Source organism: Streptomyces sp. NPDC048258 (assembly GCF_043201995.1).
In the GTDB taxonomy this organism is placed as follows: domain Bacteria; phylum Actinomycetota; class Actinomycetes; order Streptomycetales; family Streptomycetaceae; genus Streptomyces.
This window is the reverse complement of sequence record NZ_JBICZH010000014.1, coordinates 226,746-248,556: the sequence shown is the minus strand read 5'-3', so window position 1 is coordinate 248,556 and position 21,811 is coordinate 226,746. Positions and strand designations below refer to the sequence as shown.

Annotated in this window: 24 protein-coding genes; 7 read left to right on the top strand and 17 right to left on the bottom strand. The window is 71.9% G+C overall.

Annotated elements, in window-relative coordinates:
• The 11 genes from ACGFYQ_RS28865 to ACGFYQ_RS28815 all read right to left on the bottom strand — a co-directional run.
• A partial coding sequence (locus ACGFYQ_RS28865) for an ABC transporter substrate-binding protein (RefSeq protein WP_393748871.1) occupies nt 1–563 on the bottom strand: 563 nt, incomplete at its 3' end.
• A 224-nt stretch (nt 564–787) separates the two neighbouring features.
• The gene (locus ACGFYQ_RS28860) at nt 788–2,128 is read right to left on the bottom strand and encodes a sulfate adenylyltransferase subunit 1 (protein WP_393748863.1); all 1,341 of its coding nucleotides are present in this window, start codon (nt 2,126–2,128) and stop codon (nt 788–790) included.
• Nucleotides 2,129–2,130: 2 nt separating this feature from the next.
• The gene (cysD, locus tag ACGFYQ_RS28855; protein WP_393748861.1) at nt 2,131–3,069 is read right to left on the bottom strand and encodes a sulfate adenylyltransferase subunit CysD; all 939 of its coding nucleotides are present in this window, start codon (nt 3,067–3,069) and stop codon (nt 2,131–2,133) included.
• Entirely contained in the window at nt 3,066–3,611 is a 546-nt protein-coding gene (gene cysC, locus ACGFYQ_RS28850) for an adenylyl-sulfate kinase (protein ID WP_393748859.1), read from the bottom strand. Before cysC ends, cysD begins: the two co-directional genes overlap by 4 nt.
• Nucleotides 3,612–3,646: 35 nt before the next feature.
• Nucleotides 3,647–4,360, bottom strand: coding sequence for a phosphoadenylyl-sulfate reductase (locus ACGFYQ_RS28845; RefSeq protein WP_393748854.1), 714 nt, complete (start codon nt 4,358–4,360; stop codon nt 3,647–3,649).
• Entirely contained in the window at nt 4,357–4,536 is a 180-nt protein-coding gene (locus tag ACGFYQ_RS28840) for a hypothetical protein (RefSeq protein WP_393748852.1), read from the bottom strand. Before ACGFYQ_RS28840 ends, ACGFYQ_RS28845 begins: the two co-directional genes overlap by 4 nt.
• Entirely contained in the window at nt 4,533–6,242 is a 1,710-nt protein-coding gene (locus tag ACGFYQ_RS28835) for a nitrite/sulfite reductase (RefSeq protein WP_393748850.1), read from the bottom strand. Before ACGFYQ_RS28835 ends, ACGFYQ_RS28840 begins: the two co-directional genes overlap by 4 nt.
• A 212-nt stretch (nt 6,243–6,454) precedes the next feature.
• Entirely contained in the window at nt 6,455–6,538 is an 84-nt protein-coding gene (locus ACGFYQ_RS28830; protein WP_312847410.1) for a putative leader peptide, read from the bottom strand.
• Between the two features lie 353 nt (nt 6,539–6,891).
• Nucleotides 6,892–7,455: a GNAT family N-acetyltransferase gene (locus tag ACGFYQ_RS28825; RefSeq protein ID WP_393748848.1), complete on the bottom strand. Its 564-nt coding sequence runs from the start codon at nt 7,453–7,455 to the stop codon at nt 6,892–6,894.
• Nucleotides 7,456–7,460: 5 nt separating this feature from the next.
• On the bottom strand, nt 7,461–8,771 hold the full coding sequence (locus tag ACGFYQ_RS28820) for a GAF domain-containing protein (protein WP_393748846.1): 1,311 nt from the start codon (nt 8,769–8,771) through the stop codon (nt 7,461–7,463).
• A 274-nt stretch (nt 8,772–9,045) separates the two neighbouring features.
• Nucleotides 9,046–10,689: an acyl-CoA dehydrogenase family protein gene (locus ACGFYQ_RS28815; RefSeq protein WP_393748844.1), complete on the bottom strand. Its 1,644-nt coding sequence runs from the start codon at nt 10,687–10,689 to the stop codon at nt 9,046–9,048.
• A gap of 17 nt (nt 10,690–10,706) precedes the next feature.
• Here ACGFYQ_RS28815 and ACGFYQ_RS28810 point away from each other — a divergent pair, with 17 nt between their 5' ends.
• Together ACGFYQ_RS28810 and ACGFYQ_RS28805 are read left to right on the top strand one after the other, a co-directional pair.
• The gene (locus tag ACGFYQ_RS28810) at nt 10,707–11,831 is read left to right on the top strand and encodes a YihY/virulence factor BrkB family protein (protein ID WP_393748842.1); all 1,125 of its coding nucleotides are present in this window, start codon (nt 10,707–10,709) and stop codon (nt 11,829–11,831) included.
• A 39-nt stretch (nt 11,832–11,870) separates the two neighbouring features.
• Nucleotides 11,871–12,602 (top strand): helix-turn-helix domain-containing protein, encoded by a 732-nt coding sequence (locus ACGFYQ_RS28805; RefSeq protein WP_393748840.1) that lies wholly within the window; start codon nt 11,871–11,873, stop codon nt 12,600–12,602.
• Here the strand turns inward: ACGFYQ_RS28805 and ACGFYQ_RS28800 are convergent.
• Nucleotides 12,533–12,934, bottom strand: a complete 402-nt coding sequence (locus tag ACGFYQ_RS28800) for a VOC family protein (protein ID WP_393748838.1) — start codon at nt 12,932–12,934, stop codon at nt 12,533–12,535. The genes ACGFYQ_RS28805 and ACGFYQ_RS28800 overlap by 70 nt on opposite strands.
• A gap of 74 nt (nt 12,935–13,008) precedes the next feature.
• Entirely contained in the window at nt 13,009–13,416 is a 408-nt protein-coding gene (locus ACGFYQ_RS28795; RefSeq protein WP_393748836.1) for a hypothetical protein, read from the bottom strand.
• Between the two features lie 176 nt (nt 13,417–13,592).
• Here ACGFYQ_RS28795 and ACGFYQ_RS28790 point away from each other — a divergent pair, with 176 nt between their 5' ends.
• From ACGFYQ_RS28790 to rsgA, 4 genes are all read left to right on the top strand, one after another.
• Nucleotides 13,593–14,867 carry a histidine kinase gene (locus tag ACGFYQ_RS28790; protein WP_393748834.1) on the top strand — a complete coding sequence of 425 codons (1,275 nt, stop codon included), beginning with the start codon at nt 13,593–13,595 and terminating at the stop codon, nt 14,865–14,867.
• Entirely contained in the window at nt 14,855–15,511 is a 657-nt protein-coding gene (locus ACGFYQ_RS28785) for a response regulator transcription factor (protein ID WP_393748832.1), read from the top strand. Before ACGFYQ_RS28790 ends, ACGFYQ_RS28785 begins: the two co-directional genes overlap by 13 nt.
• Nucleotides 15,508–16,401 (top strand): hypothetical protein, encoded by an 894-nt coding sequence (locus tag ACGFYQ_RS28780; RefSeq protein ID WP_393748830.1) that lies wholly within the window; start codon nt 15,508–15,510, stop codon nt 16,399–16,401. Before ACGFYQ_RS28785 ends, ACGFYQ_RS28780 begins: the two co-directional genes overlap by 4 nt.
• A 275-nt stretch (nt 16,402–16,676) precedes the next feature.
• Nucleotides 16,677–17,795 (top strand): ribosome small subunit-dependent GTPase A, encoded by a 1,119-nt coding sequence (gene rsgA, locus ACGFYQ_RS28775; RefSeq protein WP_393748828.1) that lies wholly within the window; start codon nt 16,677–16,679, stop codon nt 17,793–17,795.
• 148 nt (nt 17,796–17,943) lie between these two features.
• On the opposite strand, the gene ACGFYQ_RS28770 is transcribed toward rsgA, so the two are convergent.
• The gene (locus ACGFYQ_RS28770; protein WP_393748826.1) at nt 17,944–19,326 is read right to left on the bottom strand and encodes a hypothetical protein; all 1,383 of its coding nucleotides are present in this window, start codon (nt 19,324–19,326) and stop codon (nt 17,944–17,946) included.
• A gap of 176 nt (nt 19,327–19,502) precedes the next feature.
• On the opposite strand from ACGFYQ_RS28770, the gene ACGFYQ_RS28765 reads away from it, so the two are divergent.
• Entirely contained in the window at nt 19,503–19,700 is a 198-nt protein-coding gene (locus tag ACGFYQ_RS28765; RefSeq protein ID WP_393748824.1) for a hypothetical protein, read from the top strand.
• A 91-nt stretch (nt 19,701–19,791) separates the two neighbouring features.
• Here ACGFYQ_RS28765 and ACGFYQ_RS28760 read toward each other — a convergent pair whose 3' ends face one another.
• The 3 genes from ACGFYQ_RS28760 to ACGFYQ_RS28750 are packed head-to-tail and all read right to left on the bottom strand — an operon-like array spanning nt 19,792 to nt 21,707.
• The gene (locus tag ACGFYQ_RS28760) at nt 19,792–20,163 is read right to left on the bottom strand and encodes a PPOX class F420-dependent oxidoreductase (protein ID WP_393748822.1); all 372 of its coding nucleotides are present in this window, start codon (nt 20,161–20,163) and stop codon (nt 19,792–19,794) included.
• Between the two features lie 56 nt (nt 20,164–20,219).
• Nucleotides 20,220–20,705, bottom strand: a complete 486-nt coding sequence (locus ACGFYQ_RS28755; protein WP_393748820.1) for a DUF456 domain-containing protein — start codon at nt 20,703–20,705, stop codon at nt 20,220–20,222.
• Nucleotides 20,706–20,729: 24 nt separating this feature from the next.
• Complete coding sequence (locus ACGFYQ_RS28750) at nt 20,730–21,707, bottom strand: helix-turn-helix domain-containing protein (RefSeq protein WP_393748818.1); 978 nt, start codon at nt 21,705–21,707, stop codon at nt 20,730–20,732.
• Nucleotides 21,708–21,811 lie beyond the last annotated feature (104 nt).

Below are 21,811 nucleotides of genomic sequence, written 5' to 3'. Positions count from 1 at the left end.
ACCGACCAGCCCTTCTCGGCGATCCAGTTGAGGAACGCGACGTCCTGGGTGTTCCCCTTCTGCGGGGTGGCGATCTTCTTGCCCTTGAGGTCGTCGAGGGTCTTGATCTTGTCCGGGTTCACGACCAGCTTCACGCCGCCGGAGGCGGAGCCGGAGACGATCCGCAGGTTGGAGCCCTTGGACTTGACGTAGGCGTTGATCGACGGCGAGGGGCCGATGAAGCCGATGTCGAGAGAGCCGCCGTTGAGGGCTTCGATCTCGGACGGGCCGGCGTTGAAGGACTGCGGCTTGATCGTGGTGCCGCCCAGTTCCTTCTCGATCAGGCCCTCCTGGAGACCGACCAGAGCGGTGGCGTGCGTCAGGTTCGGGAAGTACCCGATACGGACCTCGGAGGCCGACAGCTTCTTGCCGTCGGTGGCGGCGACGTTGGCCTTGTCGGCGTCCTTGCCGGCGGACTTGTCCGCCTGGGAGCCGTAGCCGCAGGAGGCGAGCGCGCCGATCAGCAGCGGCAGGGCGGCAGCGGCGACGACGCTGCGGCGCAGGGTGGTCCGGGTGGTGCGGATGGCAGGCACGGGAGGGCTTCCTCTCGTGACGTGGTCATCTCATGACGCACGTCTTCGTCTGTGGAGCAAGGGCAGGTAGAGCTCGTGGGGGGTGTGGGCGCGCATGCGGTGCGCGTACGTCATCGCGCACATCGCGCCACCCCTCCCTGGCCGCTGCCGAGGGCGCCGCTGCCTACGCGGCCGCCCTCCTTCGCGAAGGTCGAGTAGATGTCGGAAGGCATGGGCTAGAAGTCCCACCCTTCTTCGTCGGCCTGCACGGTGGTCTCGGCCGTGGAGGCGAAGGATTCGCCTGCCATGCCTGCCGCCAGGGTGGTTCCGTCGGCCGGGTCGATGAGGAGGAAGGATCCGGTGCGGCGGGAGTCGGCGTACGCGTCGAGTGCGAGGGGTTCGGCGGTGCGGACGACCACGCGGCCGATGTCGTTGGCCACGAGCTGTCCGGGGTTCGGGTGCTGGGACAGGTCGTCGAGGGTCAGCCGCGAGGGGATCTCCTTGACGATCGCCTTGACCGTCCGCGTGGTGTGCTTGATCAGGACGCGGGCGCCGACGGCGAGGGGCTGGTCGGCGACGTGGCAGACGGTCGCCTCGACGTCCTGGGTGGTGGCCGGGGCGCTCGCGGACGGTGCGATCAGGTCGCCGCGGGAGATGTCGATGTCGTCCTTGAGCCGCACGGTCACCGACTGCGGGGCCCAGGCGATGTCGACGGACTCGCCGAGCGCGTCGATGCCCTCGATGACGGAGGTGCGGCCGGAGGGCAGGACGGTGACGGCCTCACCGACGCGCAGGACGCCGGAGGCGATCTGGCCGGCGTAGCCGCGGTAGTCGGGGTGTTCGGCGGTCTGCGGGCGGATCACGTACTGCACGGGGAAACGGGCCGGGCAGGCGGTGAGGTCGTGGCTGACCGGGACGGTTTCCAGGTGCTCCAGCACCGTCGGGCCGCCGTACCAGTCCATGTTCGCGGACGGCTCGACCACGTTGTCCCCGGCCAGCGCGGAGATCGGGATCGCCGTGATCTCCGGAACGCCGAGGTCGGAGGCGTAGGCGGTGAACTCCTCGGCGATCTCCGCGAAGACGGTCTCCTGGTAGCCGACGAGGTCCATCTTGTTGACGGCCAGGACCACGTGCGGGACGCGCAGCAGGGCGGCGACGGCGGCGTGGCGGCGGGTCTGTTCGATCACGCCGTTGCGGGCGTCGACCAGGACCACGGCCAGGTCGGCGGTGGAGGCGCCGGTGACCATGTTGCGGGTGTACTGCACGTGCCCGGGGGTGTCGGCGAGGATGAACCGGCGGCGGGCGGTGGCGAAGTAGCGGTAGGCGACGTCGATGGTGATGCCCTGCTCGCGTTCGGCCCGCAGGCCGTCGGTGAGCAGCGCGAGGTCGGGGGCGTCCTGGCCGCGGGCCTGGGAGACGGCCTCGACGGCTTCCATCTGGTCGGTCAGGACCGACTTGGAGTCGTGCAGCAGCCGGCCGACGAGGGTGGACTTGCCGTCGTCGACGGAGCCGGCGGTCGCGAAGCGCAGCAGGGTGGTCGCCGACAGATCGGCGAACTGCTCGGTGGTGGAGGTCATGTCTAGAAGTACCCTTCGCGCTTGCGGTCTTCCATCGCGGCCTCGGACATCTTGTCGTCGGCGCGGGTGGCGCCCCGCTCGGTGAGGCGGGAGACGGCGATCTCGGCGATCACGGCGTCCAGCGTGGCGGCGTCGGAGTCGACGGCGCCGGTGCAGGACATGTCACCGACGGTGCGGTAGCGGATGAGACGCGTCTCGGGCGTCTCGCCCTCCTTGGCGCCGCCCCACTCGCCGGCCGTCAGCCACATGCCGTTGCGCTGGAAGACCTCGCGCTCGTGAGCGAAGTAGATCTCCGGCAGCTCGATGCCCTCGCGGGCGATGTACTGCCACACGTCCAGCTCGGTCCAGTTGGAGAGCGGGAAGACCCGCACGTGCTCGCCGGGCGCGTGGCGGCCGTTGTAGAGCTGCCACAGCTCGGGGCGCTGGCGGCGCGGGTCCCACTGGGAGAACTCGTCACGCAGCGAGAACACCCGCTCCTTGGCGCGGGCCTTCTCCTCGTCGCGGCGTCCGCCGCCGAACACGGCGTCGAACTTGAGCTGCTGGATCGCCTCGGTCAGCGGGACGGTCTGCAGCGGATTGCGGGTCCCGTCCGGGCGCTCGCGCAGCTTGCCCGCGTCGATGTACTCCTGCACGGACGCCACGTGCAGACGCAGCCCGTGCTTCTCGACCGTGCGGTCGCGGTACTCCAGCACCTCGGGGAAGTTGTGCCCCGTGTCGACGTGCAAAAGGGTGAACGGCACCGGCGCCGGCGCGAACGCCTTCAACGCCAGATGCAGCATGACGATCGAGTCCTTGCCGCCGGAGAACAGGATCACCGGCTTCTCGAACTCACCCGCCACCTCACGGAAGATGTGCACGGCCTCGGACTCGAGGGCGTCGAGGTGCGACAGCGCGTAGGGAGCGTCCGTCTCGTCGTGGACGTGTGCGACGGTCGTCGTCATGCCAGACCCCTCTCGGTGAGCAGCGCGTGCAGGACCGAAGCCGACTCCTGCACGGACTGCGTGTGCGACTCGATACGGAGGTCCGGGGACTCCGGTGCCTCGTACGGGTCGTCGACCCCGGTCAGACCGGAGATCTCGCCCGCCGCCTGCTTGGCGTACAGGCCCTTCACGTCACGCTCGGAGCACACCTCGACCGGGGTGGCCACGTGCACTTCGAGGAAGTTCGTCTCGGCGGCCGCGTGCCGCTTGCGGACGGCCTCACGGCTGTCCGCGAACGGCGCGATCACCGGCACCAGCGCCTTGACACCGTTGCTCGCGAGGAGCTCGGCGACGAAGCCGATCCGCTGCACGTTGGTGTGCCGGTCCTCGCGGCTGAAACCGAGGCCGGCGGAGAGGAACTCGCGGATCTCGTCCCCGTCGAGCACCTCCACGCGGTGGCCTTCGGCGCGCAGCCGCTCGGCCAGCGCGTAGGCGATGGTGGTCTTGCCCGCGCTCGGCAGCCCGGTCAGCCACACGGTGGCGCCCTGGTCGCTCACGCTCATCTGCTCTGTCTCCGTAAGTTCTTCGCTGGTCGTCATCAGCCGTGCAGTCCGCACTCGGTCTTGCCGCGCCCGGCCCACCGGCCGGCCCGCGCGTCCTCGCCCTCCGCCACGCGGCGCGTGCACGGGGCGCAGCCGACGGAGGCGTAGCCGTCCATCAGCAGCGGGTTGGTGAGCACGCCGTGCTCGGCCACGTACGCGTCCACGTCGTCCTGGGTCCAGCGGGCGATCGGCGAGATCTTGACCTTCTGCCGCTTCTCGTCCCAGCCGACCACCGGGGTGTTCGCCCGGGTCGGGGACTCGTCGCGGCGCAGGCCCGTCGCCCACGCGTCGTACGCGGTCAGTCCCTCTTCGAGCGGCTTGACCTTGCGCAGCGCGCAGCACAGGTCGGGGTCGCGGTCGTGCAGCTTCGGGCCGTACTCCGCGTCCTGCTCGGCGACCGTCTGGCGCGGCGTGAGGGTGATGACGTTGACGTCCATCACCGCCTCGACCGCGTCGCGGGTGCCGATGGTCTCCTCGAAGTGGTAGCCCGTGTCGAGGAAGACCACGTCCACGCCGGGGAAGGCGCGCGACGCCAGGTGGGCGACGACCGCGTCCTCCATGGAGGAGGTCACGGCGAACTTCTTGCCGAAGGTCTCGGCCGCCCAGGTGAGGATCTCCAGCGCGGAGGCGTCCTCCAGGTCGCGGCCCGCCTGCTCGGCCAGTTCTCGGAGCGTCGCAGCTTTGAGACCCGCGTCTTGAGTGGTGGTCATATCTCGTCCCCTCCAGCGGTCTTGGACTGAATGCCCCGGGCCAGCAGCCCGAGGTACTTCAGCTGGAAGGCTCGGTTGCAGGCCCTGCATTCCCAGGCTCCGTGGCTCGTCTCGTGGGGAAACAGGTCCTCGTCGCCGCAATACGGGCAGTAGAACGGTGCGGCGCGCTCGCTCACGAGAGGCTCTTCTCGTCCGCGCGGGAGACCCACGCCGCGAAGCGTTCGCCGTCCTCGCGCTGCTCCTCGTACTGCTTGACGACCCGCTCGACGTAGTCGGGCAGACCGGCGGAGGTGACCTTGAGGCCGCGGACCTTGCGGCCGAAGCCGGCCTCCAGGCCGAGGGCGCCGCCCAGGTGGACCTGGTAGCCCTCCACCTGGTTGCCGTCGTCGTCCAGGACCAGCTGACCCTTGAGACCGATGTCCGCCACCTGGATACGGGCGCAGGCGTTCGGGCAGCCGTTGATGTTGATGGTGAGCGGCTCGGCGAAGTCCGGCAGGCGGCGCTCCAGCTCGTCGATCAGCGAGGCACCGCGCGCCTTGGTCTCGACGATGGCCAGCTTGCAGAACTCGATGCCGGTGCAGGCCATCGTGCCGCGGCGGAACGGGGACGGGTTGACCCGCAGGTCGAGCGCCTCCAGGGCCGCGACCAGCGAGTCGACCTGGTCGGCCTCGATGTCGAGGACGATCATCTTCTGCTCGGCGGTGGTGCGCAGGCGGCCGGAGCCGTGCTGCGCGGCGACGTCCGCGATCTTGGTGAGGGTGGCGCCGTCCACGCGGCCCACGCGGGGCGCGAAGCCGACGTAGAAGCGGCCGTCCTGCTGCTGGTGGACGCCGACGTGGTCGCGCCACTGGCCGCTGGGCTGCTCCGGCGCGGGGCCGTCGGTCAGCTCGCGCTTCAGGTACTCGTCCTCCAGGACCTGGCGGAACTTGGCCGGGCCCCAGTCGGCGACGAGGAACTTCAGGCGGGCGCGGGTGCGCAGCCGGCGGTAGCCGTAGTCGCGGAAGATCGAGATGACGCCCTCGTAGACGTCCGGGACCTCGTCGAGCGAGACCCAGGTGCCCAGGCGCACACCGAGCTTGGGGTTGGTGGAGAGGCCGCCGCCGACCCAGACGTCGAAGCCGGGGCCGTGCTCGGGGTGGTTGACGCCCACGAACGCCACGTCGTTGATCTCGTGCGCCACGTCGAGCAGCGGCGAGCCGGAGATCGCGGACTTGAACTTGCGGGGCAGGTTGGAGAAGGCGGGGTTGCCCACGATGCGGCGGTAGATCTCGTCGATGGCGGGCGTGCCGTCGATGATCTCGTCCTGGGCGATGCCGGCGACGGGCGAACCGAGGATGACGCGGGGCGTGTCACCGCAGGCCTCGGTGGTCGAGAGGCCGACGGCCTCCAGACGGCGCCAGATCTCCGGGACGTCCTCTATCCGGATCCAGTGGTACTGCACGTTCTGCCGGTCGGTGAGGTCGGCGGTGCCGCGCGCGAACTCCTGCGAGATCTCGCCGATGACGCGGAGCTGCTCGGTGGTCAGCCGGCCGCCGTCGATGCGGACGCGCAGCATGAAGTACTTGTCGTCCAGCTCCTCCGGCTCCAGGATCGCGGTCTTGCCGCCGTCGATCCCGGGCTTGCGCTGGGTGTAGAGACCCCACCAGCGCATGCGGCCGCGCAGGTCGTTGGGGTCGATCGAGTCGAAGCCCGTCTTGGAGTAGATCGTCTCAATGCGTGTCCGCACGTTGAGACCGTCGTCGTCCTTCTTGAACTGCTCGTTGCCGTTGAGGGGCGTGTGGTGTCCGACGGCCCACTGGCCCTCACCGCGGTGACGGCCGGTCTTGCGGCGCGCGGCGGCTGCGGGAGCTGCGGCTGCGGGCGTTTCGGGGGTGGCGGCCATGGCGGTACGTCCTTCTTCGGCGGCTCAAGGCAAGGGCAGGGGGAGGCGGCGGCGTAGCGTGACCCCTGGACTCTGAGCGGGTGTGGCAGATTCCCGCCCCCTTGCCGGGGTTGCCGGCGGGCAGGGCGGTACATCGGCCTCAGGGGGCTATCGGGTGATCGGCGCGTCCGCGGCGGCGGGGACGGCGACGACGTGCGGCGTGGCTGGTTCCGTCAGCGCGCCGGACAGATGGCGCTGGACATGCGGCCGAGGTCGACGTGCCGCCGACTCACCAAGGCAATTCCAGCTCCATTCATGGCGGAAGCGTGTCATGTGCCGATTGGAGGAGTCCACTACTGTCCATGATGCGGACGAAGTCGTCCCGAATGGTGGGACGGCGTGACGCGGGTCACGGCCCGGAAGGCGCCGGAGAACCGCCGGTGTGCGCTTTCCGGTCAGCGCGTCGCCGACGCCGGAGGAGCGAGCGTGACGGGCCGGAAGGGGGTCGAGGTCTCGATGCCGGCCGCCTCGGGGCCCTCCGCCCCGAGTCTCTCAAGGGCGGCGGCCGACGGGGAGGTGGCGGGGGCAGCGGGGGCAGGGGTGGAGGGGGCGGCTCGTCCCCGTTCCGTGAGATGAGCCGCCGGCTCGGAGCCACGCCGAGCCGTGGGCCTCAGGCCCCCGGCCAGGGGCCGGGCGTCGGGGTGTCCTCCTTGGTCTCCGTCTCGGTCCTGAAGAGCTTGAAGCCGCGGCGGAGGTAGTTGTCCATCGCCGTCGGGCCGTCCTGGCTGCAGGTGTGGAGCCAGACCCGGCGGGTCGGCTCGCGGTCCGGCCAGCGCTCCGCGAGGTCCCACGCGCGGGCGATGCCCACCGACAGCAGGTGCCCGCCGATGCGGCGGCCGCGGAAGTCCGGCAGCAGACCGAAGTAGACGATCTCCACCACACCGTCGGCCTGCGGGTCGAACTCGACGTAGCCCGCCGGCGTGCCCCGGTCGTACGCCACCCACGTCTCCACGCCCGGCCGGCCCAGCTGCTCCACCCACTGCGCCCGCGTCAGGGACAGCCGGTCCGTCCAGTGGATGTCACCGCCCACCGAGGCGTACAGGAAGCGGCTGAACTCGGGGGAGGGCACCTCCGCCCGGGCGATGGTGATCTCCGGGCCCGGCGCGGTCGCGGGTATCAGGTCCTCCGGGGAGGTCATCTCCAGGGACCAGGTGGTGAGGGTGATGGTGTTCATGCACGTCAGGGAATCACGCCGGGCCCGGAACGGCCCAGGCGGGCCCGGATCACCGCCGGGGCGGTGGAGTGGGAGAGCAGCGCGGCCGGGTCCTCCGGGCGGATCAGCTCCACCTCCACGTCGTCCGCGAAGCGGTACGGCCGGTGGGTCAGCACCCCCGCCAGGTTGCGGCGTACGCGGGACATCTCCGCGCGGACCGTCACCGTGCGCGTCGGGTCCCCGAACAGCTCCCCGGACAGATCGGCCGCCGAGCGTCCCCGCGGGCTCTCCGCCAGCAGGAACAGCAGCTCCGCGTGGCGCGGGCTCAGCTCCTGCGACCAGCTCCCGGCGGCCCCGTACACCGTCACCGACCAGGACCCGGACCGGCTGAGGTCGAGCACCACCCGGGTCACGCCCGTGCTCGCACGCTCCTGCGCGATCCGCAGCAGCCAGCCGCCGGGGAGCGGCTCCACCGCGCAGTGGCCGAGCTGCGGCACCCACACCCGCCCCGGCCCGAAGGACTTCGGCAGCGGGACGCGGTCCACGGGGGCCAGCCCCGTCACGGCCGCCGTCCAGCCGTTGGGATCCACGGCGAGCGCCCGTCCCGGCAGCCGGGCCAGCAGGGGGGCCGCCACCGCCCGCAGTCGCTCCAGCGACTCCAGGTGCCGTACGCGCAGCTCCCGCTCCGCGAGCCGGGCCACCGAGCTCACCCACGCCAGGGTCGCCGGGTGCATGGTGGCCAGCGGCCCGCTCACGTCGACCACACCGAGCAGCCGGCCGTCCCGCGGGTCCCGTACGGGCGCCCCCGCGCAGGTCCAGTCGTGGTGGCTGGAGACGAAGTGCTCCGCGGAGAACACCTGGACCGGCCGCCGGGCCACCAGCGCGGTGCCCACCCCGTTCGTGCCGACCACGGCCTCGTCCCAGTCGGCCCCCACCCCGAAGCCCAGCCGGTCCGCCTTGCGCAGGATGGAGGCGTGGCCCTCCCGCCACAGCAGCCGCCCCTCCGCGTCGGCCACGACCATGATGTGCAGGGCCTCGTCCAGCGCCGGCAGCAGTCCCTCCCGCAGCACCGGGAGGATCTCCCGCAGCGGCGACACGTGCCGCCGCTCCTCGGTCTCGGCGGCCGACAGCATCCGCGAGCGCGCGTCCCGGTCCGGGTGCACCCCGCCCGCCAGCATCCGGCGCCAGGACTCGGCGATCTCCGGCCGCGGCGCCGCCGGCGGTCGGTCCCCGGCCAGCGCGGCCGCCCGTACGCCCTTGAGCAGACGCGCGGCGTCCCGCGCGTCCATGGCCGAGATGCGGGCCGCATCGACCGTACGGCCGGTGGTGTCGGCCATCGGAACCTCCCCGTGCGAACAGGACGTACGACGGAAGCCGCCGGGGCGGCTGCCGATTCAAAGGTTGCAACGGTATGCAACTCTCGCCAAGTCCCGGTCGCCCGACCGAAACTGTCCGGACGCCGCTGAGCGGCGTGACAGCTCCTCCTCGGGGCTTCTCGGATCAGGGGTGGTGCCGAGTCGGCGCGGCGCCATCCCTGTTCCCGGTCACGGGCCCGGATCCCGGCTGGGAGCGGTCGGGGGACCGCAGGGGTGCCCGGCGGCCCCCGTCTCCCTAGCCCGCGATCCGCGCTCGTTCCACGACCGTCCGCAGGTCGAGGCTGTGCGGGAGCGTGCCGAAGGCCGCGCCCCAGTCGCCACCCAGCCGCGAGGCGCAGAACGCGTCCGCCACCTCCGGCGGGGCCCACCGGACCAGCAGTGACCCCTGCAGCACCAGGGCCATGCGCTCCACCACGCGGCGGGCCCGGGCCTCGATGCCGTCCAGGTCGGCGAGGTCCGTCAGCAGGTCCTTGATGGCCGAATCGAGCCGGTGGTCCGCGCCCCGGGCCAGGCCGACCTCCTGGAGGAAGGCGTTCAGCGCCTGCGGCTCCCGCTGGAGGGCGCGGAGCACGTCCAGGGCCTGGACGTTGCCCGAGCCCTCCCAGATGGAGTTCAGCGGGGATTCGCGCAGCAGTCTCGGCAGCCCGGACTCCTCGACGTAGCCGTTGCCGCCCAGACACTCCAGGGCCTCTGCCACCATCGGCGTGCAGCGTTTGGTCACCCAGTACTTGGCGGCGGGGACCGCGAGGCGCAGGAAGGCCTTCTCCTGGTCGGTCCCGGCGTCGTAGGCGGCCGCGAGCCGCAGGGTCAGGGTGGTGGCCGCCTCCGACTCCAGCGCGAGGTCGGCGAGGACGTTGCGCATCAGCGGCTGGTCGATGAGCGGTGCTCCGAAAGCGGAGCGGTGCTCCGCATGGTGCACGGCCTGCGTCAGCGCCTGCCGCATCAGCGAGGCCGAGCCGATGACACAGTCCAGCCGGGTCGCCGCGACCATCTCGATGATGGTCCGCACGCCCCGGCCCTCCTCGCCCACCCGCCGCGCCCAGGTCCCGTCGAACTCCACCTCGCTCGACGCGTTCGACCGGTTCCCCAGCTTGTCCTTCAGCCGCTGGATCGCGAAGACGTTGCGCGTGCCGTCCGGAAGCACCCTCGGCACCAGGAAGCAGGTCAGTCCTCCCGGAGCCTGCGCCAGCACCAGGAACCCGTCGCACATCGGCGCCGAGCAGAACCACTTGTGCCCGGTCAGCAGGTACTCGCCCGACGCGTCCAGCGGCACCGCCGCCGTCGTGTTCGCCCGTACGTCGCTGCCGCCCTGCTTCTCCGTCATCCCCATGCCGAAGAGCACGCCGGCCTTCTCGGCGGCCGGCCGCAGCCCCTCCTCGTACACGTGCGAGGTCAGCCGGGGCTCCCACTCGGCGGCCAGCTCCGGATCGGCCCGCAGCGCCGGCACGGCCGCGTGCGTCATCGAGACGGGGCAACCGTGCCCCGCCTCGGCCTGGGACCACACGAAGAACCCGGCGGCGCGGCGCAGATGCCCGGCCGGGCGCCCCCAGGCGTCGGTCAGCCCGGAGGTCACCGCCTTCCCGAGCAGGCGGTGCCAGGCCGGGTGGAACTCCACCTCGTCGATCCGGTTCCCGTACCGGTCGTGCGTCCGCAGCTTCGGCGGATTCTCGTTCGCCTGCGCACCCCATTCCTGGGCCTGCGCGGAGCCCGCCGAGCGCCCGAGGAGGGTGAGCTCCTCCTGTACCTCGCCGAGGAGTTCGGGGTCCGCGGAGGCGAGATGACGCTCCACGCCCTCGGTGAGGGCCCGGTCGCCCCCGTAGACGTCGTGGCCCACGAGGGGCGGGGCCTGATTGGTGACTGTGTGGGTGGTGGCTGCCATGCCGATACCGTAAGGACGTGCAGCCAGCAAAAGAAACACCCGAGCGGATCCTCGGACGCCATGGACGGCTCCACCGGGCCCGCGCCCTCTACCGCAACGTCTCGAAGCGGAAGATGGGCTGGCTGCTCCTGAAGGACACCGTCAACTCGTGCATCGAGTACCGGATCCTCGGCCTCGCGGCAGAGGCGGCCTTCTTCACCCTGCTCTCGCTGCCCCCGCTCTTCCTCGGCCTGCTCGGCCTCCTCGGCTACGTGGACGGCTGGACGGACACCCGCACCGTCGAGAGCATCGAGGAGAACATCCTGGGGGCGGTCGGCACCGTCCTGTCCGACCGGGGCGTCAACGACATCGCCAGACCGCTGCTCGACGACGTCACCGGGCGCGGCCGCCCGGACCTGATCTCGCTCGGCTTCGCCTTCGCCCTGTGGTCCGGCTCGCGCGCCGTCAACGTCTTCATCGACACCATCACCGTGATGTACGGGCTCGACGGACAGCGCGGCATCGTCAAGACCAGGCTGCTGGCCTTCCTGCTGTACGTCATCGCGCTGCTGATCGGCGCGATCGTGCTGCCGCTGATGGTGGTCGGACCCGACGCGGTGGTCCGGCTGGTGCCCTGGGGCACCGAGGTGATCGCGGTCCTGTACTGGCCGACCGTGACCCTGCTGTCGATCGCCTTCCTGACGACGCTCTACCACGTGTCGGTCCCGGTGCGCTCGCCCTGGATCGAGGACGTGCCGGGCGCGCTGGTGGCCCTGGCCATGTGGGTGCTGGGCTCGTTCCTGCTGCGGATCTACCTGACCAACACCGTGGAGGGGCCGACGATCTACGGCTCGCTGGCCGCGCCGGTGGCGGTGCTGCTGTGGATCGGCATCTCGGCCTTCGCGGTCCTCGTCGGCGCGGCCGTCAACGCGGCGATCGACCGGGTCTGGCCCTCGGTGGCCACGGCGGCCGCGCGCGAGGCGAACGAGCGGGCCCGCGAGGCGGAGGCCGCGCAGCTGATCGCGCGGGCCGCGGCCTGGCGGGCGATGGCAGAGGGTGAGTCGGAGGACGACGAGGACGAGGGGATGCCGTCCGAGTTCCCGGAGCGCTGGTCGAAGTTCCTGCCGCCGGAGGACTACTCGTCGCGGCTGCGCAAGCACTGACAGCTGCGCGGGCACGGGCGTCCCTCCTAGCCTGGAGGGGTGTACGAGGAACAGCGGTCGCAAGCCGTGCCCGGGGCCGTGCTGTGGCGCGCCGGAGGCGGCGGGGTGGTGCTCCCCGACGGGTGCATGGACCTGCTGTGGGCCGACGGGCGGCTGCTGGTGGCCGGGCCCGACACCGGGCCGCATCCCGCCGGGGAGGTGCCGGGCGGGGCCTTCGCCGGGATCCGGCTCGCGCCCGGGACCGCGCCCGCGCTGCTCGGCGTACCGGCGCACCTGCTGCGGGACCGGCGCGTCGAGCTCGCCGACCTGTGGCCCGCCCGGGAGGTGGGCCGCCTGGCCGGGCAGGTGGCGGCGTACGGGGACCCGCGCGCCGGGCTGGAGGCGCTGGCCGCCCGCCGCGCCGCCGATACCGGCCCGCCGGACCCCCTCGCCGCCGAGGTCACGGCCCGGCTCCGGGCCGGGGAGGGCGTGGCCCGGATCGCCGCCGCGGTCGGCCTCGGCGAGCGGCAGCTGCACCGGCGCTCGCTCGACGCCTTCGGGTACGGGCCCAGGACGTTGGGCCGGGTGCTCCGGCTGCGCCGCGCCCTCGCCCTGGCCCGCGCGGGCATGGCGTACGCGGAGGTCGCCTGCGTCGCCGGGTACGCCGACCAGGCGCATCTGGCCCGCGAGGTGCGCGCCCTGGCCGGGACGACGCTGAGCGCCTACGTCGCGGGCTCCGAGGGGGCGAACAGCGAGACCCCGCAGCCGTCCGGGTCGAGGACCACGGCGTAGCGCTGGCCCCAGAAGGCGTCCCAGGGCTTGAGGTGCCCGGGGTGTCCGGCGCCGGTCAGCTCGGCGTACAGCGCGTCCACCTCGGCGGGGGAGTCGCACAGGAAGGCCAGCTCCCGGCGGCCGTCACCGGTGGGCCGGGTCCAGGACGGGTCGATGGAGCGGATGGTCTCCTCCGTGTCCCACCCGATCCGCAGGCCCCCGGGCAGGGCCGCCTCCACGTGCGGCTGGTCATCGGCGTCGGCCGGGACGTCCAGCCCGAGGCGCCGGTAGAAGGCGAGTGAGGCGGCCATGTCGGAGACGACCAGGCCGATCATGTCGAGTCGAGGAGTCATACGGGCAGGCTAGGCACGCCCCGGCCGGGCCGTCTTGAACGAAACGGACACGCTCCGGCCCGGGGGCGCGGACCTCAGCCCCGCGGCCGTACGGCCACCGCCGCGCACGCCAGGGCGAGGGGCAGCTCGGCGCCCGCCGCCAGCAGCAGCGCCATGCCCTGCTGGCCGGTCCCCAGCGAGGTGGTGACGTCGAACCAGGCGTCCATCGCCAGCAGCGCGGCGGTCGCCGCCGCCACCGCCGACGCCCGGGGGTCCCCCTTGCGCAGCAGCAGCCCGGTGCCGGTCAGCCCGGCGGCCAGCATCAGGTCCAGGCCGATCCACGCGGTGGCCCAGTTCGACACCTCGGCCGTCCGCGGCATGGTCTTCGCCAGAACCAGCATCCACGGCACCAGCGCCACCCCCGCTCCGGTGAACAGGGCGGCCGTTGCCGTCGCCGTACGGCGGGTGTGCCGGACGCGGGCCTGCGGGGCGACAAGTGCCATGGCCGTGGGTCTCCTTCCGGCCCGGCGGTCCGTCCCCCGGGCACACCACCACCCTGGTCCGCCGGGCCGCCGCGGTCACTCACACCACGGTCCGGAGCCAGGGTGGTGCCAGGTACACCCCCGGGCGGGTACCAGGGTGATGGCACGCCCCTGACCAGTGCGATTACCGTACTGGCATGGCAACTCCCGGCGCGCCGACGCGTATGTACACCTGGATCGCGGCGCGCGCACCGTGGTCGGCGTGGGCCCGGCGCAACACGGCCTTCACGGCGGCCGCGATACCACCGGCCCTGCCCGCCCTCCTCGGCCTCACGTACATGGCCCTCGTACCCGGCCGGAGCCCGGTCCCGCTGCTCCTGGTCCTGGCCCTCTCCCCGCTGCTCACCCGGCTCCAGCGCAGCCGCTTCTGGGCGCTGCTCGGCCTCGACGTGCCGGAGCTCGTGCGGGAGCGGCGCTGGTGGAGCCCGCGCGGGCTGGCCGAGCGGCTGCGCTCGGAGTCCACCTGGCGGCAGTACGGCTACCACCTCCTCGTCAGCCCGCTCGCCGCCGCCGCCGGGGCGCTGGTGGTCCTCACCTGGGTCTGCGGCGCCGCCGGCGCGAGCGTCTACGCCTGGTGCTGGTTCCTGCCCGCGGACACCCGCACCCCCGGCTGGACCGGCGAATACGACCTCATCACCGGCGCCGGCGCCCTGCTGCTGCTCGCCGCGCCCTGGGCGGCCGCCCTCGTGACCCGCCTGGACGCCTTCGCCGCGGCCGCCCTCCTCGGCCCGAACCGGTCCCGGGAACTGGAGCGGCGGGTCGAGGACCTCGCGGAGAGCCGGGCCGGCGTCCTGGACGCCGCCGACCTCGAACGCCGCCGCATCGAGCGGGACTTGCACGACGGCGCCCAGCAGCGGCTCGTCGCCCTCGCCATGAACCTGGGCATCGCCCGCGCCACCCTCCCCGACCTGCCGCCCGAGGCCAAGGCCGTCATCGACGAGGCCCACCGGGAGGCGAAGGAGGCCATCGAGGAGCTCAACAGCCTGGTACGGGGCCTGCATCCGGCCGTACTGGAGGACCGCGGGCTCGACGCGGCGCTCTCCGGGATCGCCGCCCGCGCCCCTTTCCCCGTCGAGCTGACCGTGGACATCGGGACCAGGCCGGGGGCCACCGTCGAGGCCGTCGCCTACTTCGTGGTCTCCGAGACCCTGGCCAACGTGGCCAAACACGCCCGCGCCGACCGGTGTTCGGTACGGGTCGTACGCGGTCCCGCGCCGGGCGGGGCCGGCCGCCGGGGGGACCTGCTGCGCGTCACCGTCACCGATGACGGGGTGGGCGGGGCCGACCCGGCGGGCGGCACCGGCCTGGTCGGCCTGCGCAAACGCATAGGGTCGGTCGACGGAACCATCATGATCGACAGCCCCCTCGGGGGCCCGACCGCCATCACCGTGGAGCTGCCGTGCGGGCTGTGATCGCCGAGGACTCCGTCCTGCTGCGCATAGGACTCGTCAAAGTCCTCGAAATGGCCGGATTCGAGGTGGCCGCCGAGACCGGCGACGCCGAGGGCCTGCTCGCCGCCGTCGAGGAACACCGCCCCGAGCTCGCGCTCGTCGACGTACGGATGCCACCCGGCTTCACCGACGAGGGCGTCCGGGCGGCCCTGATGATCCGACAGCAGAGCCCCGGTACGGCCGTGCTGCTGCTGTCGCAGTACGTGGAGGAACGGTACGCCGCCGACCTGCTGGGCGCCCCGAGCGGCTCCGGCATCGGTTACCTGCTCAAGCAACGGGTCGCCGACGTCGAGGAGTTCATCGACGCGCTGCGGCGCGTGGCCTCCGGCGGCACGGCGCTCGACCCGCAGGTCGTCGCCCAGCTCCTGCTGCGCCGCGGCGGCGGACCGGACCCTCTGGAGCGGCTCACCCCGCGCGAGCGCGAGGTGCTGGCCCTGATGGCGGAGGGCCGCTCCAACGCCGGGATCGCGGCCGAACTCGTCGTGAGCGAGAGCGCGGTGGCCAAGCACATCAACAACATCTTCGCCAAGCTCGACCTGCCCCCGGCCGACGGCGACCACCGCCGGGTCCTCGCGGTCCTGCGCTTCCTGGACGGTACGCCGTGACGGCGGCTCCGGCCCCGGGCCCGGCCCCGGGCCCGGCCCCGGCTGCGGCCCCGGGCCCGACCCCGGCTGCGGCCCCGGCTGCGGCCCAGTCCCCCGACCGTCCCAGGCGGCGGCTCGCGTGGACCGTCGCCGCGGTCCTCGGCGCGCTGCTCGTCATCGCGCCGGTCACCTGGCAGGCATGGTCGTACGGGACCGCGCAGAGCCGCGTCCTGCAGGGCGGCAGCGGCGGCCGCCCGGTGACCGCCCTGGAGATCGTGGGCGGCGACTCCGATGTCGCCGTCACCCCCCGCGGGGACCACGAGGTCGGCTACCGCGCCGAGGTCAGCTGGTCCCTCAGGGCGCCCACCATCGAGCAGAGCTGGGTCGGCGACACCCTGCGGCTGACCCCGCACTGCCCCGGCGCGGACTCCTGGGTGACCGCCGGAGCAGGCTGCTCGGTGCGGCTGCGGGTGACCGTACCCGTGGGCATCCCGGTGAAGGTGACGGCAGGCGGCGGCCGGGTCTCGCTCAGCGGCCTGGGCGGCAACGTCGACGCGCGGGTCGACTCGGGCCAGGTCGACATCACCGGGCTGCGGGGCGCCCTGCGCGCGGAGATCGGCTCCGGGCGCCTGCGGGCCGCCGACCTCACCTCCGCCCAGGCCGAGATCCGGGTCGGCTCCGGCCGCGCCGACACGGCCTTCATCGCGCCGCCGGACCACGTGACCGCCCGCGTCGGCTCCGGCCACCTCGTCCTCACCGCGCCCGCGGCCACCCGCTTCCGGGTCCGCTGCGAGGCCGGAGCCGGCCACTGCGGGGTCCCGGACGCCCTGCGCGACGCGGGCTCGCCCCGCACGCTGGACATCGAGGCGGCTTCGGGCCACGCCGAGGCCTCGTACCCGGACGGCCTCTGATGCTGCGCGCGGGCCGCCGAAAAATAAATGGCGCGCGTGGGAGGGGACTTGTTACGGTGCATCCGTTCCCGCCGACCGGTGCGGAACCGTCAGCACAGCACGTGCATGACCCGGAGGTGAGTTCATTGATGACTGTCGTCGTCGCGCAGGGCGCTGCCCGCACTCAGAAGACCGTCAATGTCACTTCCGTGGTCTCCGGCTGACCTCACACACCTCTTCGCGCGCCGCCACCGAGCGGGCGCGGACTGCCGGGGCCACCCTGTGAAGGGTTCCCCTTGTCTTTCTCTTCTTTCCCGTCTTTCCCGCAGGCCTCTTCGCTCTCGCACGCGCTCAGCCCCTTCGGCTGGGACGACGCCTGGGCGGCCGAGTTCACCCCGTACGCCGAGCAGGGCCTCGTACCCGGCCGGGTCGTACGCGTCGACCGCGGTCAGTGCGACGTCATGACCGAGGCCGGCATCGTCCGCGCCGACACCGCCTTCGTCACCCCGCACGACCCGCTCCGGGTCATCTGCACCGGGGACTGGGCGGCGGTGGAGGCGGCCGGCAACCCGCGCTACGTGAAGGCGTACCTGCCGCGCCGGACCGCCTTCGTACGGTCCACCTCCTCGCAGCGGTCCGAGGGGCAGATCCTCGCCGCCAACGTCGACCACGCGATCATCGCCGTCTCCCTCGCCGTGGAACTGGACCTCGGGCGCATCGAGCGCTTCCTGGCCCTGGCGTGGGAGTCGGGGGCCCAGCCGCTGGTCGTCCTCACCAAGACGGACCTGGTCCCGGACCCGGCGACGCTCGCGCACCTGGTCCAGGACGTGGAGACCACCGCGCCGGGGGTCCAGGTCCTCACCGTCTCCTCCCTCACCGGGGAGGGCACGGACGTCCTCGCCGCCGTCGTCGCGGACGGCACCAGTGTGCTGCTCGGCGTCTCGGGGGCCGGCAAGTCCACGCTGGCCAACACGCTGCTCGGCTCCGATGTCATGGAGGTCCAGGAGGCCCGCGAGGTCGACGGCAAGGGCCGCCACACCACGACGACGCGCAATCTGCTCGCTCTGCCGGGCGGCGGCGTCCTGATCGACACGCCGGGGCTGCGCGGCGTCGGGCTCTGGGACGCCGAGGCCGGGGTCGGCCAGGTCTTCTCGGAGATCGAGGAGTACGCGCAGCGGTGCCGCTTCCACGACTGCGGGCACGAGGCGGAGCCGGGGTGCGCGGTGCTGGCCGCGGTTGCCTCGGGTGAGCTCCCGGAGCGCCGCCTGGAGAGCTACCGCAAGCTGCTGAGGGAGAACCAGCGGATCGTGGCGAAGACGGACGCCAGGCTCCGCTCGGAGATCCGCCGTGACTGGCGCCTCAAGTCGGCGCAGGGCCGGGCCAATTACGCGGCCAAGCGCGGCGGCCGGGCGTAGCCCCTGCCGGCCAGGGGCGGGGGCCTGACCCCTGCCCCTGGCCGCCGAACTGCTCGATGCGATGAGGTCGCCGTGCGCGGTGCGGTCCGCCGGCCGCCCGCCCACGGTCACCACGCGGCCGTGCTGCGGGAGTTCCTGTGCGCCGGGATCACCGGGTGGAGCGCTCGGCCTTCTCCAGGAGTTCCACGAACGGCATCTGTGCCAGTGGGCCACGCACCTTCGCGAGACCGTACCGATCAATACTGTCCTTGTTCGCGTCGGGGTTATTGAGGTCGAAGTCCCTCCGCACGCCCGGTGGTGCCACATCCACATGGATGTATGGCCGCTCCCTGCGCAGCGCCCACCACATCGTCACGCGTTGTCGGCCTCGTGTGACATTGAGAATCTCGCTGCTGTTCGAGATTTCGGATTGATATCTGTAGTATTCGCCGGCGGGTCCCTGAGGATCTCTTTCCTTACCCTCTTTCCTGAGCTTCCCGACAAATTTTTTGGAGAACTCGTAATCGGCATTCATGGTCATTCTGTCTTTACGGATCGTGTAAAGCTCGGTCTGCGCGCTGACTGTTTCAATGGCGGACTTCTCAGGATTTTTGATCTCGATGACCGAATCCAGTGAGAATTGTTCTCCCGGATTCAACGCCCCGCCCGGTGGTGTGATGAACTCGTCAGCCTTGATCAGCTTGGAGCGTTCAGTGCCATCAGGCCGACCGCGGATCCAGAAGATGCTGCCGAGGATGTACACCGGCACCTGGCCTGCGTTCTTCACGTAGACATGGATCGGCAGGTACATCGTCGTCCCGTCCTTGTTCAGACTTGGCGTTCTGAATTCAGCCGCCGTCTGCACCAGCGGAGATGTCACATAGGGGACGTAGAATTGTGAATACGTCAGGTTGGCGCCTGCGAGGAGGGTGGGGATGAACGCCCCGATCGCGATGCGCCTGGGATTGTGCACACCCTTCCATGCCCGGTCGCGGAAAAGTGTGCACAGAGCCCATGAGGACCAGAGCGTGAGGGTCGTCCACAGCAGCAGGTAGCCGCTGTACACCCGGCCGCATAGCTGCACCGTGAGGAGCAGCGAGCTGATTCCGAAGGCGACCAGGGATCCGAAAAGGATGATGACTCCCGAGTAGGTGGATCGCCGTTTGCGCCAATAGTCGAGAGTGGTCAGTGCGGCCAATACCTCGACGAGGGCCAACACGAGGAAAGTAACTCCCGCGATCCGTCCGCCGTAAGTGAGGGCATCAAAAGTGTCCGCCATGCCGATCCTGGCGAGCACGCTTGCCGTCGTGAGGAGCCCGGCCGCCATGAGGGTGCCGACGATGCGCCGCCGCCACGCGCGGTCCGGCCAGACAGCGCTGTCTCCGCCCAGCCAATGGATGTCGTCGGGGCCGTACGCCGGACCAGCGCGACGCAGGAGCCTTCGGAATTCTCTGGGGGACCAGACCTTGCCTGCGGTCTTACCGTCGATGATGACTTTCCGCAAGCCGAGGTCATCCGGTGCACCTACGGATACCGCGGGCGTGTTCGCCATGACACCAGCCTGCCGCTGATGTGGGGTGAACGCTCCTTGAGGGGCGCGCCTCGGGTGCGCGTCCCTGTCGTACCGGGAGAGCGCCTTCACTCGAATGGAGTAACCAGGTGGGCGTCTTGACGCAGTGCGGGGTGAGCCTGGTCAGGACGAATCACTCGTCCTGACAGGAGCTCCCCATGCGTAGACGACTTCTCGGGTTCACCGCTGCCGTGATATTGACCGCTCTCGGCGCCATGGGCTCTGTTGCACAAGCTGCCGTACCCGGTGTCGACGGGCAGACGTGTATGTCCGGGGGCGGAACGGTGGAGTACGACTCCGATACCGGCCGGTGGATCTGCGTCGACGGCAAGTACAACGACGAACCCATCTCCTGACACGGCTGACGTTGTGAACGCCTCACATCCCGGCGGGGCTGGAAGTCCCAGCCCCGCCGGGATGTGAGGCAGAGGGTGCCCCTCCCAGCGGTCAGAGCCCCCACGCGTGGACGTGGTCCGGGTGGATGCGGATGACCTCCGGGCTGAAGTGGGGGCCCAGGCTGTGCGGCCCGACCTCGAGCGTGGCGTGGCCGCGGATCTCGATGCCCCGGACACGCCACGGGCGAGTGCTCACCAGGTCGTCCACGACCAACGCCAGCCGCGGATTCCGCTGAAGGTTGCGCCACTTCTTCGTCGTGCCCATCGCCATCCCGCCCACCAGGACCGTCCCGTCCTCCTGGGGGAAGAACCCCACCGGGTTCGCCTGCGGCTGCCCGGCCGTGTCCACCGTGGCCAGGCGGCCCAGGCGCTGGGACCGGAGGTACGCCAGTTCCGCCTCGCTGAAACCCTTGAAGTCCGTCATGCCCGAAAGCCTCGCAAAATCCGTGGCCACCCACATCGGGCTCCGGTCCTACGTCGTCAGACCCCCGCCGCCACCGCGCCCAGCCACGCCCCGACCACCATCAGGCACGCGAACAGCTCCACCAGCACGCTCGTGCCCACCGCCCGCATCACCGCCCGGACCGACGCCAACGCCTCGCCGTGCGTGCCGAGGCGGAGCCGCTCGCAGAGGTAGATGCCGCCCACGAAGCCCGGGATCGCCCCCAGCACCGGGATGAGCACGAAGCCCAGTACCGCGCCGGCGCCCGCGTACACCACCATCCTGCGGCTCACCCCGACACCCCGCAGCCGCCGGGGCGGGAGCAGCCACTTCACCACCTGCACCACCAGCAGCAGGGCCGTCGCCGCGACCAGCAGGGACCAGGCCGGCGCCGACCGTACGTGCAGCGCCCACCACATCAGACCCGCCCATACCAGCCAGGTGCCCGGCACGCCGGGGACCAGCACCCCGAGCACCCCGAGCAGCAGCACCAGCCCCACCAGGAGCAGCTGAGGCGGATCCATCTGCTCAGCGTGACCGATCAGGGGCTATCGGGCCACCCAGCCCCGCTCGTACGCGTGCCAGCCCAGCTGGAGCCGTGTCGTGACCCCCGACAGCTCCATCAGGCCCTTCACCCGCCGCTGCACCGTCCGCAGGCCCAGCTCCAGGTGCTTCGCCACGCTCGCGTCCGTCATCCCCGCCAGCAGCAGGGTCAGGATCTCCAGGTCCGTGGCGTCCGGGCCGCCGTCGGACTCCTCGGGCGAGCCCGACGCGCCCAGCCGCAGCGGCAGCGACTCCCGCCACACCGCCTCGAACAGGCCCATCAGGGACTCCAGCAGCCCCGACGCGTGCACCACCAGCGCCGCCGGCTCCGCCCCGCGCGCCGTCAACGGGACCATGGCGAGGGTCCGGTCCGCGATCACCAGCTTCGTCGGGACCTCGCCCGTCACCCGGACCCGTTCGCCCCGGGCCAGCGCAGTCGACGCCTCCCGGATACCGCTCGGCGAGTTCAGCACCTCCCGCTCGATGACCACCCGGTAGTCGACACCGCGTACGGAGGCCCGGTCCTCCGCCTCGTTGTCGGTGCCCGTCACCACCTGCGGGCGGCCGGTGACCAGCGCGCACACCTCCTTCTCCGCGCCCAGCTGGAGCTGGTGGAAGCGGTGCGCCACCGCGCTCGCGCCCTGCACCACCTCCACGAGGTCGTGCACGGCGGGCTCGGCCGCCTCCGCCCGGTACTCCTCCGCCAGCAGTGCGGCCGCCAGCTCAGCCTGCTCCAGCTCGTGCCGCTGCTGGGTCAGCAGCGCCCCCAGCGCGACCCCGGGCGGCGCCGCCACCCAACGCCCCGGGCGCGCCGAGGACTGGGCGGCCAGGCCCTGGCGTTCCAGGTGCCGCAGCGCCCGTTCGGTCTGCGGCACCGGCAGGGTCAGCCGGTGCGCGAGGTCGGGCACCTCCGCCGCCCCCAGCGCCACCAGCGCGCGGTACGCCGACTCCTGGCCCTCGTCCAGGCCTATCGCACCCAGCAACCCGTCCACCCACCTCTCAGAACACGCCGCCTGGCGGGAAGCGGCCACGGCGCAAACCCGCCGCGGACATCATCGCCGCACCCCCCGCCACTCTGCCAAGGTGA